Here is an 11,220-nt window from a genome sequence, read left to right as displayed (position 1 = left end):
TGCCAAATATCGGTTTGGCTTATTTGGCATATCAAATAGCTTATCAAATCATCATTCTGCCAGCATTCGTGCGGCATCAAGCGCAAAATAAGTTAAGATGCCATCACATCCTGCACGACGAAAACTGATTAGACTTTCTAAGATCACCGCATCGGTCAGCCAGCCGTTTTGGATCGCTGCCATGTGCATGGCATACTCGCCCGAGACTTGATAAGCAAAAGTCGGCACACCAAATGTGTCTTTGACTTCGCGCGCGACATCTAGGTATGGCTGACCAGGCTTGACCATCACCATATCGGCGCCTTCGGCGATGTCAAGTGCAACTTCGTGCAAGGCTTCGGCGCGGTTGGCAGGGTCCATTTGGTATTGTTTTTTATGACCTTTTAGATTGCCCGATGAGCCGACGGCATCGCGAAATGGGCCATAATATGCTGATGCGTATTTGGCAGAATATGCCATGATTGAAGTATTGACAAAGCCTTCGGATTCTAGTGCATCCCGCATGGCACGAATACGTCCATCCATCATATCGCTTGGGCTGATGACATCGGCGCCAGCGCGTGCATGGGCAAGAGTTTGCTTGACCAGAGCATCGGTGGTGATGTCGTTTAGCACATAGCCTGTCTCATCGATGATGCCATCTTGACCGTGCGTGGTATAAGGATCAAGTGCGACATCAGTCATGACGATCATCTCAGGTGCAGCGTCTTTGATGGCTTTGACGGCGCGTACCGCTAGGGTGTCTGGATGATAAGCGTCTTGACCATCAGCACTCTTAAGACTAGGATCAACCACAGGGAAAATGTCAATCATGCGCACGCCAGCGGCATACAGTTCACGCACATAGCCGATCAATAAATCAATCGAATAGCGATAGACATTGGGCATACTTGCGATGGCTTGCTGCTGGTTCGTGCCTTCGATGACAAAGACAGGGGCGATCAGATGGCACGGTGCAAGATGTGTCTCGCGCACCATTTCGCGAATACCATCTGAGACGCGCATACGGCGCAGGCGTGTGTGTGGAAAACTGCGATTGAAAGTGTACATAATACCCCCTTTGATCAAATAAGGGTCATTATACCAAAAAACCACAGTCAATGGGGCGAAAAATCAGATATGATCAATCACTCAAAATCAGGCAATTTATTTAGAAAAATTAAACAGATTAAACAGACATTTCAGCAAATTCACGGCACAAGGCGCGGTTTTCGCTGGCAGGGTAGCTTGCCGTCCACGAGCGGACATTGTGCAATACCGCACGATAATCGCGGCGACCTGATAATAAGCGCAAGCTTTGTTGGGGATTGGTCGCGCGTGGCATGAACTCGCGCAATTGGCGATTATAGGCTTTATCAAAGCGCAGACGCTGACGCTCGTTCAGCACAGGTGGGCAAATCTCAGACAGCACTTGCACTAGCGCGATTTCGTATTGGCTGACGGTCAGATAGATGTCTTGATTGGTTGGGGTGATGGCGGTCACGCGTTGATAGCGTGCTTGTGAACCTGTCGTGGCATCGGCTGCGTGTGATAATGATAATCCGATCAGCAATAGACAAATGAGCACCGACACGCGAAAACGCGTCTGTGATACGCCCAATGGCAAGGCTTGCATATGGGCAAAAGGTGCATCAGTCAATCCTAAAGCTCGAAATTTCATCATAAATCATCACTGCGAAATTGGCACCTGCTTATGATACTGTTTTTGCCCAAAAAAATCCCACAATGTATGTATGTGTATTGTAGATTTTCCCTTGTTTTTGTAACACTGTGGAAAAACTAACTACTTTTGTAAACATATCGTCCGCTTAGCAAATCTTGGGCAAAATTTGTCAATCTTAGGCAAATCTTGTGCAAACAAATCGGCAGACACACCAAGAATATGCTAAAATACCAAGCAATTTTGTCGTAATTTTCATGATGAGCCTATGTCTGATAATCGCCTGATAGATCCCATTCCCAAAAAAGAAGACGCCACTGATCGCGCCATTCGCCCTGTGTCTTTGGCGGATTATATCGGTCAGCCTAAGGTGCGCGAGCAGATGGAAGTGTTCATTCCTGCAGCAAAGGCGCGCGGTGAAGCGCTGGATCACACCTTGATTTTTGGGCCACCAGGGCTTGGTAAGACGACACTTGCTAACATCATCGCGCGCGAGATGGGTGGCAATCTGCGCTCCACTTCAGGGCCTGTGCTTGAGCGGGCGGGCGATTTGGCGGCGATGCTGACCAATCTTGAAGCAGGCGATGTGCTATTTATTGATGAGATTCACAGACTTAGCCCTGCGATCGAAGAGATTCTTTACCCTGCGATGGAAGATTTTCAGCTTGATATTATGATCGGTGAAGGGCCGGCAGCGCGCTCGATCAAGCTTGATCTACCACCATTTACCCTAGTGGCAGCGACGACGCGTGCAGGGCTTTTGACTTCACCGCTGCGGGATCGCTTTGGCATTGTGCAGCGGCTTGAGTTTTATCATGTCAATGATCTGACCACCATCGTCAAGCGTTCGGCGCGGCTGATGGGCGTGGCGATGGAGCATGATGGTGCGGTAGAAGTGGCGCGTCGCAGTCGTGGTACGCCGCGTATCGCCAATCGTCTGCTTCGTCGTGTGCGTGATTATGCCGAAGTCAAAGGTGATGGCATCGTTACCCAAAGCCTAGCAGCATCAGCACTGGATATGCTTGCAGTGGACAAGCAAGGGCTTGATCAGTTGGATCGTCGCTATTTGTCCGCATTACAAGAGCGATTCCACGGCGGGCCTGCAGGCGTGGAAGCCTTGGCAGCGGCGATGGCAGAAGATAAAGGCACGCTTGAAGATGTAATTGAGCCATACTTATTACAACAAGGCTATATTCAGCGCACGATCAGGGGGCGTATCATCTCAGATAAGGTGCTGCATGATGGGGTGCTTGATTAGCATGAGCGGCATAAAAAGCCGAATTTTGTGCCATCGTGTAACAAAACTGTAAAAATCACAAAACATTCTTGCTATTCATCGTAAATTTGCTACAATTTGCCTTTGAATTTTACAAAAATTTGCTATAATTGATCGCTTTGTCAATTTTTCCATGTGGTTGTGATGGTGAAAACAATGAAACAACTGATCACAGGCTTGTTGCTGTCATCGATGGCGATGCTGAGCGCTTGTCAGCCCAATCAGCCCCAAGTCGCTGCGCAGGCAGATGCTCAGCAAGTGCAAACCGCCAAATCTAAAGATGCTGGCAAGCAGGATAAATCATCAAAATCTGCCCAATCACAACCGACGCGCTGCAACAATCAGCTGATCTTACAAAGCTATGACCAGATGCGCTCAGATGTGCAAGTGCTTGGCTGTGGTAAAGTCAAGGCAGTGCTTGCCGATGATAATAAAGGCAGCCGCCACCAAAAATTCATCGTAACTTTAGACGGCAGTCGCCACACAGTACTGATCGCGCATAATATTGATCTTGCGCCGCGCGTTGCTGGGATTAAAAAAGGCGATGAAGTGGCATTTTTTGGCGAATATGAATACACCGAACAAGGCGGTGTGGTGCACTGGACACATCACGATCCTGCCAGTCGCCATCAGCACGGTTATATTAAGCATAACTCAAATATCTATCAATAAACACTGGTGATGACCGCAGTCATTCCAAGGATAACCCATGCAAACAAACTTCAAAACTCCTGTGATTTTTGGGCTTGGTACATTGGCAAGCTTATCACTGCTAAGCCCTGCGCAGGCAGCACAAGACAATGCTGAGCCTACACTACAAGTCAGCCAAACAGTCACGCCGATCGCTCAAACTATTCCGAATGTTGGTGATGGCGTGGTGGTCGATTCGGTAACGACAGCGGACTCACTGGGCGCAGATTTGTTCTTAGAATGTGCAGCGATCATCAGCGATGCCAGTCGATTGGCGTGTTTTGATTCTTTGGCGCAGGGCAATGTCCCAAGCTTGGTCGGTCAAAAACGCCAAGTAAAACTGGCAGACACCGTCAAAAGCGCGCTTAAAGGCGATCTGAAACTGGTCTATGCCACCGAAGAAGAGCTTGCCGACATGCCACCAAGCGGTCAGCCTGTGGACATCGATATGCTGCGCGCGCAAGCAGAACGCTACACACCACTTAGTGTTGCTTATGACCTTGATAAGAATAACACAGGTCTATGGACAGCGCGTCCACACAACGCGATGTATGTGCTGCCACTGTATTTTAATGCAAGTCCGAACCGCCATCCAGAGACGCCAAGCCGCGCTCGTGTGGACTTTAGCCAAAACGAAATGCAGATCCCTGAGATGAAATTCCAGCTGTCGGTGAAAACCAAAGCTGCCGAGAATCTTTTGGGCACGGATGCGGATTTGTGGTTTGGTTATACGCAGCAGTCGCATTGGCAGGTGTATAATTCGGATTATTCACGCCCATTTCGCGCGCATGACTATCAGCCAGAGGTTTTCGTCACTCAGCCTGTGACAGCGGATTTGCCATTTGGTGGTCGCTTGCGTATGCTTGGTGCAGGTCTTGTGCATCATTCTAATGGTGAAGAAGGTGATATGTCGCGCTCATGGAACCGTGCTTATATGATGGCAGGGGCAGAGTGGGGCAAATTGACCGTCATTCCGCGTCTATGGTCGCGTATCAATAACGAAAAAGCCGCCGATGATGATAACCCAGATATCACCGATTATTATGGCTATGGCGATATCAAGTTCTTATATCAGCTAGAAAATGGCGGTAACTTGTCAGGCACAGGTCGTTATAATCCATCGACCAACAAAGGCGCGCTTCAGCTAGACTACATTCATCCGATCGGTCGCGGTATCAGTGGTTATGTGCAGCTATTCCACGGCTATGGTCAGTCGATCATTGATTATAATGAATCGACATCAGGCATCGGTGTCGGTGTGATGCTGAATAACTGGACAAGCTTACAATAAGCCATCAGGGGTGATGATGCCATATTTTGTCAAAAAGACGCATCCATCCGCTCGCACGGCTCATCCGCATCAATCCGCTGGGGCGATTTTGCCCAAGCGGATTTATTTTGCGCCGTATCAGCTGGCGGTGATGATGGCGGCTTGGCGGCGTGCATGTGTATTGTGTCATCAGTCGCTGAGTGTGCGTGGGCTAATTTGCCAAGCGTGTCAAGCATCCATACCGACACAGCTGCCGCCTGTGAGTGTGGCCTTGAATGAAGCGGGTGGCGCATTGCGCATCTTTGCACTCAGTTATTATCAACATCCGATGAATGCACTGATTACTCAGTTTAAAGACCATGAGAGAATCGATGCACTGGTGGCATTGGTTGCTTTGATACGCACTTTACCCAAACCGCTGCACTGCACAGCGGATAATACCGTGATCGTGCCTGTGCCGACGACGATGAGCCGAATGCGCGAACGCGGCTTTAACCCTGTGCTGATTTTGGCAAAGTATCTGGCGGTGCATTGGGGTATTCCGCTGTGGCAAGGAGTGTTTAGACAAGATGGCAAGCAGCATCAGCGCGGACTGGATCGGCAAGCGCGCTTACAGAACCCGAGCGCGGGTTTTTATTTGGCTGCACCTGTACCGACGCGGCAGGTGATTATCTTTGATGATGTGGTGACGACGGGCGCAACGCTTGCAGCGATGGCAGAACTGATCAAAGGCGTACAGCCACAAGTGCGACTACTTGGCATTTGCCTTGCGCATGGCACGGCAGAGTTTGGGTTGCATACACGATGAAGTATTTGGGCGGACAAGAAGAGCAAGGCTTTGGTCTATTAGAAGTACTGGTCGCACTCGTGATTTTGGCGATGGTGATGATGGGATTTTTGGGCGTGCTTGCGCGCAGTAGTGTAAACACGGCCAGTGCTGATAAGCTTGGCTATGCACTACAGCTGATCCATAATGATCACAGGCTGCTGCGTGGATTTGATCGGCAAATGCGTACAAGCTATCGGCGTACACTTGCGCAGTTGGCAGCGCGCGCCCAAGGTGATCAGGCGATAGACAGCTATTATAAAGCCAGTCATGCGATCCACATCGATTGCCGATCAGGTTGCAGTCCATCACGCTATGGTGAAGCACAAGCAATTCAGACAGCGCAGCTTGCAAGCGTACAAGGGATCATCATCAGTAGTGCAGCGTGTCAGTCGGCAGAGTGCTGGGTGGTGTACTGGGGTGCATCAGGCGTTGTGCCGATTGATCAATGCACCATGTTACAAAGCGTGAGCCGATATCAGTCGAGCGGCTGTGTACTGGTGCGGGGTTGGGATGAGTAGTCAGATGCGTGCGCAGGGCGGATTTAGTCTGATTGAGCTGAGTATCGCTTTGGCTATCGGAGCGATGGTGGTGCTGATGACGGTCATGCTGTATGGCAGTGGCATCAAGGCGATGAACGCCGCCGAAAACACCGCAGCGATGATCGATGCCCAAAGTGCGGTGATGAATGATATTGTAGTATCTATGCAGCGTGCAGGATTGGGACTGAATGATTTATCTGGCACTCAGGCGCTGATCTTATCTCCTGCGCAGGTTTTGCCTGCATCCATCGCCGATGACATGGTGACGCGTACGATGCCAGTACCCACTCAAGCGGTATATCAAGCTGATCAGCTGACAATTCGTTATATCGCGCCGATGGATCTGTGGGATTGTGAAGGGGAGATGGCACTTGGGCCAAGACGCGTGCGCCTAAGCGATGGCAAGATGGCGGATGTCGATGGGCAAGTGGTGATTGAGCGATATTTTATCGGCTTAGATGGCGATGGCAAGATGGCGCTGCGCTGTGATGCCACACATTATATCACCGATGAGATCGCGCGTGATGGCACACGGGATCGCCGCGGGCTTGGTGCTGCGTTTACCAATGCCATCATCGATCGCGAAGTATCATCACGCGATGGCGCATCCAGATCTTATCAGATTAAGGGCTTTCATGAAAATGGCGCGGTGTTATTAAGCGATGTCGAAGGCTTGTGGGTGCGGCTTTTGGTGCAAGATCGCGACATGCTTCGGCTGATGCCGATCGATGCTTATCATGCCCTAACACAGCCGCTGCCGATCATCGGTGCTAAGCTTGCGGTATTGGCGCGCGCACCTTTTGCTGATGAACAGCCAGCAAGTGATACCATCAATATCATGGGGCAAGAGCTGACCTTCGATGATGGCGTGATGCGCAGGGTATTTGTCAGTGATGTGCGATTTGACAATGTTGCAGATCTAAGCATAGGGCAGGTAGGCGCGCCATGATAAAGGTTCAATCACAGCAGGGTTTTGTGCTGCTTGTCGTACTGGTTGCGTTGTTATTCATCAGTATGATGACGGCGCTACTGCTCAATCAAGCTGCCAGTGATACACAGGCAAGTGGCGCAGCATTTTATGATCAGCAATTATCCGCCCAAGCCGACTCCTTGCTCACCCCGCTTTGGCAGGCGAGCGACGATGGATGGCTGCATACTTGGGCGGCTCAGATCATCGCACAGCCTGATGTGATTCATGTCACAAGGCGATGTACACCCACCGGCACTCCGAGCTATGGTCAGTCCACAGGCGTGCAGGATATGATCGCTGTACCGACTTGCAGGGCGTCGCGCGATCTGTCGCCATCGGTGCGCGAGCTGTACGCCTATGCCAGACCCATCGCTGCGCCGCATTATGCCATCGCCAATGAGTCATCAGTGCCAGATGAAGCGGTAGAACCTGCAGAGACCACGCGATATTTCTTAATCACTGCCTTTGCTGTGGCGCACCGTGCTGATGTCGCTGCGCGCACTTGCAATACAGCATCGATGCATCAACAGCAAGCCATGCGCTGTTATCAGCAGGCAGGGATCTTTGTGCGCGCTGTCGCTGCCGAATGGCTGATGACAATCAAAGAGTTAAATTATCCTGCTTCAGATCTCAATCATCAAAATGCCGCGCCTAACAACCAAGCAGACGATAATGCGCCCACTGTTACGATTAAAAAATTGCGTTTTTATCAAGTGAATCTGCCACGAGAATAGCAAAATTTCTCAAGAATTTTTGTAATATTATAAACAAAAGTTATCAAAGAAAATCAGTGATTAATACTTGGATATTAAAAATGATAAATTGCAGCGTGTAAACTTATGTAATTACCTTTCTGCATACTAAGATTTGGGCAACAAATACTACAAAACACGGTCATAACTTACAGAGCTACATATAAAAAGTGCATTTTTCGGGGTGACAAGCGCCATCGGTATCAACTAGAATGTAACCAATGATGACAAACAAGCAAATAGATCATCATTTCAAGACAAGACTACTTCACATTTTTGGAGAAAAATTATGAAAGCTATCAAACTAACTGCCATCGCAGCTGCTGCTGTACTATCAACTTCAGCCATGGCAAATGTCGTTACTGACACTGCAAGCAATGTAGCAACTGGTACTGTAAATGCAGTAAAAAATACTGGCGCAGCAATCTTTGACGGTGGCCGCACTCTAGTAAAAACTGCGGTAAAACCAGCTGCAGTGAGTGTTGAAGCAGGTACTTTGGGTTATGGCGCGAACATCGCATGGGCAGCGAACGAAAACACTTCTATCGTTGCTGGTTGGACTGGCGGCGACATTACTGACCTAGTTGGCGATGACTTCACTGCACGCGGTGTTGATTACACAGTTGATACCGACATGAGCAACCCATATGTAGGTGTACAAGTTCGCCCAATGTCAAACTGGCTAACTGTAAACGGTGGTATCATCATCCCTGACAACGACATCGATGTAAAAGCATCTGGTAAAGGTTCGTTCAAAGTTGGTGGCGAAGTTTATAACTATAACTCAGCAGAGAATGGTGAGCTAAAAGGTAAACTTGAGCATCGCAACCAAATCGCGCCTTACTTGACTGTTGGCTTCCGTCCAACCATCAACAACAACTGGGGCGTATTCGGTGAAGTTGGTGCTGCATACATGGGTGACACTCGTGCAGACATCACTGCAACCAACCCAGACAGTGTTGTAACCAGCGACAATGGTACAACCAAAACTATGTCTCAGCTAGCTAACCAAGCATCTGCTGACATCGAAGACAAAAACTGGGGTCGTTGGGCGCCAATCGCTAAAGTTGGTGTAACTTACCGCTTCTAAGCCTTGTCTTGACAAGCAAAAACAGCATCCGATTGGGTGCTGTTTTTTGTTGTGTATAAAATAATGGAGTTGGGCGTGTAGGGTGCATTGTATGCACCAGTAAGAGAGCCAAAATTCCAACCTCTCAAGATTTTTTATAAATAATTTATTTTAAGGGGCTGTAGTAGATAAGGTCTAAATCCCACACCATTTTCTCAATATTTTAAGCTGATTAGATGGTGTACTGTAGTTAAATCTAAACTCACATTCTTTGATAAAAAGATGGAAGTTTTTCTTGTCAATGCCATTGTATTTTCTAAGTACTCGTTTAGCTTGAGACCAGAAATTTTCAATGCCGTTGATGTGGTTGTGGTCTTTGACAAACTCTTTGGAATGATTGATGCGAAAGTGTTTAAACTCACTCACATCAAGAGCATTATAGCTTCTGTAACTATCTGTGTAAACGATGCTATCTGGCTTGATTTTGCTTGAGATGATAGGCATTAAGGTGCTTTGCTTGGTATCTTTTACCACAACAGTATAAACCTTGCCATTACGCTTCAAAAGACCAAATACAGCTGTTTTACCACCAGCGCCACGACCTCGCTTACCTTTGCGAATGCCACCGAAGTAGCTTTCATCAAGCTCTACTTCACCATCAAACAAAGTGTGAGCTTCAAGGTTGAGATTATATTCTATCACAAGTCTGATTTTGCGGTAAAATAAAGCTGCTGAATTGTGCTGAATGCCAAGCAAATCACTTGCTGTTCTAGCAGTAACTTGTGCAACAAAAAATTCAAGCAGTTTTATTTGAACTTTTTTACTTAATTTACAACGAGTTATCTTCATGTTTGTAGTATAGCATAAGTGCTAATCTACTACAGCCCCTATTTTAAATCAATTATTTATAGTGGATTGGTGCGTACAACGCACCCTTGTATCTTACCACCTAAGACTAGCTATCTTGGTGGTAGCATGGTAGATTATACCATCAACCTAAGTTACTTGTGAGTTTTTACGCACCCTAAGTACTTTGATGCTGTTTTGTAGATTAAACCCAAGTAACTTCCTTTTCATCGTAAATCTGAATGGTATCCAAGCACTTGATTGTCATACAATCAATGATGCTGAATGAACAAGGATAGATGCAATGACTTATTACATCGGTGTTGATGTCAGTAAACATAAACTGGATGTGGCTTGGCTCAAAGACTTATCAAGCATGAAAGTCAAAACCAAAATCTTTGACAACACACTTGAAGACTTTATACGGCTTAGCGACTGGCTAGCAGACAATTTGGGTTCTGATGTCAGTTTTAACGACATTCACATCGTCCTAGAAGCCACAGGAGTGTATCATGAAAACCTAGCCTATTACTTATATGACTTAGGCTTTCAGGTGAGTATTATTAATCCTGCTTTTGTCAAACACTATGCTGACAGCTTGGGTGTTAGACAAAAGACCGATAAAAAAGACAGTATCATCCTTGCCAAATACGGTGCAACCACACAGCCCGACATCTGGATTGCCCCAAGTCATGAAGCTCGTCATTTAAAATCTCTGCTGTCTCGTCTTGATGCGTTACATGAAGACTTACAACGAGAAGAAAATCGTAAAGAAAAAGCAGAGGCAACTGACACACCAAAGGCAGTCAAAGACTCCATTGATGCGGTCATTGCCCATCTGAAACAAGCCATCAAAGCATTAAATGACGATATAGATAATCACATCAAACGCCACCCCAAACTCAAAGCCGATCAAGCGTTACTACAAAGCATCAAAGGCGTAGGACAAGTCATCTCAAGACAAATGCTTGCTTTGTTTAATACCAAACAATTTAATAATGCTAAGCAAGTATCCGCCTTTTTAGGACTGATTCCCAAGCAGCAAGAATCAGGCTTATTTAGGGGCAGGTCAAGGCTGGCTAAAACCGGCAATTCAAGCATTCGTGCCAAATTGTATATGGCAGCAGTGGTGGCTACTCAATACAATCCTGATATTAAAGACCAGTACGAACGCTTACAACAAAATGGCAAATGCAAGATGCAGGCTTTATGTGCTGCCATGCGTAAGCTTGTACAAATCTGTTTTGGTGTCATTAAACACCAAAAACCCTACCAACCACAAATTCAGGCAATTTAGGGTTTGACTTTGGGGTTGGGAG

At 47.4% G+C, this 11,220-nt stretch carries 12 protein-coding genes; 9 read left to right on the top strand and 3 right to left on the bottom strand.

Annotation, left to right across the window (positions count from 1 at the left end):
* Nucleotides 1-51 precede the first annotated feature (51 nt).
* Both hemB and NKU06_RS01640 read right to left on the bottom strand, forming a co-directional pair.
* Nucleotides 52-1,050 (bottom strand): porphobilinogen synthase, encoded by a 999-nt coding sequence (hemB, locus tag NKU06_RS01645; protein WP_254731859.1) that lies wholly within the window; start codon nt 1,048-1,050, stop codon nt 52-54.
* 118 nt (nt 1,051-1,168) lie between these two features.
* Entirely contained in the window at nt 1,169-1,663 is a 495-nt protein-coding gene (locus NKU06_RS01640) for an MCR_0457 family protein (RefSeq protein ID WP_254731857.1), read from the bottom strand.
* A 265-nt stretch (nt 1,664-1,928) separates the two neighbouring features.
* Between NKU06_RS01640 and ruvB the strand changes: the two genes are divergently transcribed.
* The 8 genes from ruvB (at nt 1,929) to NKU06_RS01600 (ending at nt 9,076) form a co-directional block, all read left to right on the top strand.
* Nucleotides 1,929-2,918, top strand: coding sequence for a Holliday junction branch migration DNA helicase RuvB (gene ruvB, locus NKU06_RS01635; RefSeq protein ID WP_253224070.1), 990 nt, complete (start codon nt 1,929-1,931; stop codon nt 2,916-2,918).
* Nucleotides 2,919-3,092: 174 nt separating this feature from the next.
* Entirely contained in the window at nt 3,093-3,608 is a 516-nt protein-coding gene (locus NKU06_RS01630; protein WP_254731855.1) for a DUF3465 domain-containing protein, read from the top strand.
* A 37-nt stretch (nt 3,609-3,645) separates the two neighbouring features.
* A complete protein-coding gene (locus NKU06_RS01625; protein ID WP_253224068.1) occupies nt 3,646-4,917 on the top strand; it encodes a phospholipase A in 1,272 nt (423 codons plus the stop codon).
* Between the two features lie 16 nt (nt 4,918-4,933).
* Nucleotides 4,934-5,704 (top strand): ComF family protein, encoded by a 771-nt coding sequence (locus tag NKU06_RS01620; RefSeq protein ID WP_254731853.1) that lies wholly within the window; start codon nt 4,934-4,936, stop codon nt 5,702-5,704.
* Nucleotides 5,701-6,243 (top strand): prepilin-type N-terminal cleavage/methylation domain-containing protein, encoded by a 543-nt coding sequence (locus NKU06_RS01615; RefSeq protein WP_254731851.1) that lies wholly within the window; start codon nt 5,701-5,703, stop codon nt 6,241-6,243. Before NKU06_RS01620 ends, NKU06_RS01615 begins: the two co-directional genes overlap by 4 nt.
* Nucleotides 6,236-7,213 carry a type II secretion system protein J gene (locus NKU06_RS01610; RefSeq protein WP_254731849.1) on the top strand — a complete coding sequence of 326 codons (978 nt, stop codon included), beginning with the start codon at nt 6,236-6,238 and terminating at the stop codon, nt 7,211-7,213. The genes NKU06_RS01615 and NKU06_RS01610 overlap by 8 nt, the downstream gene beginning before the upstream one ends.
* The gene (locus tag NKU06_RS01605; RefSeq protein WP_254731847.1) at nt 7,210-7,968 is read left to right on the top strand and encodes a hypothetical protein; all 759 of its coding nucleotides are present in this window, start codon (nt 7,210-7,212) and stop codon (nt 7,966-7,968) included. The genes NKU06_RS01610 and NKU06_RS01605 overlap by 4 nt, the downstream gene beginning before the upstream one ends.
* Nucleotides 7,969-8,275: 307 nt before the next feature.
* The gene (locus tag NKU06_RS01600; protein ID WP_253224063.1) at nt 8,276-9,076 is read left to right on the top strand and encodes a hypothetical protein; all 801 of its coding nucleotides are present in this window, start codon (nt 8,276-8,278) and stop codon (nt 9,074-9,076) included.
* A gap of 174 nt (nt 9,077-9,250) precedes the next feature.
* On the opposite strand, the gene NKU06_RS01595 is transcribed toward NKU06_RS01600, so the two are convergent.
* On the bottom strand, nt 9,251-9,904 hold the full coding sequence (locus NKU06_RS01595) for an IS1595 family transposase (protein WP_254728721.1): 654 nt from the start codon (nt 9,902-9,904) through the stop codon (nt 9,251-9,253).
* 301 nt (nt 9,905-10,205) lie between these two features.
* Between NKU06_RS01595 and NKU06_RS01590 the strand changes: the two genes are divergently transcribed.
* A complete protein-coding gene (locus NKU06_RS01590; protein ID WP_254729516.1) occupies nt 10,206-11,198 on the top strand; it encodes an IS110 family transposase in 993 nt (330 codons plus the stop codon).
* Nucleotides 11,199-11,220: the final 22 nt, after the last annotated feature.

The organism is Moraxella sp. FZLJ2109, assembly GCF_024296965.1.
In the GTDB taxonomy this organism is placed as follows: domain Bacteria; phylum Pseudomonadota; class Gammaproteobacteria; order Pseudomonadales; family Moraxellaceae; genus Moraxella.
Note: the sequence above shows the minus strand (reverse complement) of the source record. Positions and strands in the feature narration are given on the sequence as shown.

What these genes read in the sequence shown, in the direction of transcription:
- ruvB (WP_253224070.1), top strand. Translation starts at nt 1,929, where the DNA reads ATGTCTGATAATCGCCTGATAGATCCCATTCCCAAAAAAGAAGACGCC.
- NKU06_RS01640 (WP_254731857.1), bottom strand. Translation starts at nt 1,663, where the DNA reads ATGATGAAATTTCGAGCTTTAGGATTGACTGATGCACCTTTTGCCCAT.
- NKU06_RS01605 (WP_254731847.1), top strand. Translation starts at nt 7,210, where the DNA reads ATGATAAAGGTTCAATCACAGCAGGGTTTTGTGCTGCTTGTCGTACTG.
- NKU06_RS01620 (WP_254731853.1), top strand. Translation starts at nt 4,934, where the DNA reads ATGCCATATTTTGTCAAAAAGACGCATCCATCCGCTCGCACGGCTCAT.
- NKU06_RS01610 (WP_254731849.1), top strand. Translation starts at nt 6,236, where the DNA reads ATGAGTAGTCAGATGCGTGCGCAGGGCGGATTTAGTCTGATTGAGCTG.
- NKU06_RS01600 (WP_253224063.1), top strand. Translation starts at nt 8,276, where the DNA reads ATGAAAGCTATCAAACTAACTGCCATCGCAGCTGCTGCTGTACTATCA.
- NKU06_RS01590 (WP_254729516.1), top strand. Translation starts at nt 10,206, where the DNA reads ATGACTTATTACATCGGTGTTGATGTCAGTAAACATAAACTGGATGTG.
- NKU06_RS01615 (WP_254731851.1), top strand. Translation starts at nt 5,701, where the DNA reads ATGAAGTATTTGGGCGGACAAGAAGAGCAAGGCTTTGGTCTATTAGAA.
- NKU06_RS01595 (WP_254728721.1), bottom strand. Translation starts at nt 9,904, where the DNA reads ATGAAGATAACTCGTTGTAAATTAAGTAAAAAAGTTCAAATAAAACTG.
- NKU06_RS01630 (WP_254731855.1), top strand. Translation starts at nt 3,093, where the DNA reads ATGAAACAACTGATCACAGGCTTGTTGCTGTCATCGATGGCGATGCTG.
- hemB (WP_254731859.1), bottom strand. Translation starts at nt 1,050, where the DNA reads ATGTACACTTTCAATCGCAGTTTTCCACACACACGCCTGCGCCGTATG.
- NKU06_RS01625 (WP_253224068.1), top strand. Translation starts at nt 3,646, where the DNA reads ATGCAAACAAACTTCAAAACTCCTGTGATTTTTGGGCTTGGTACATTG.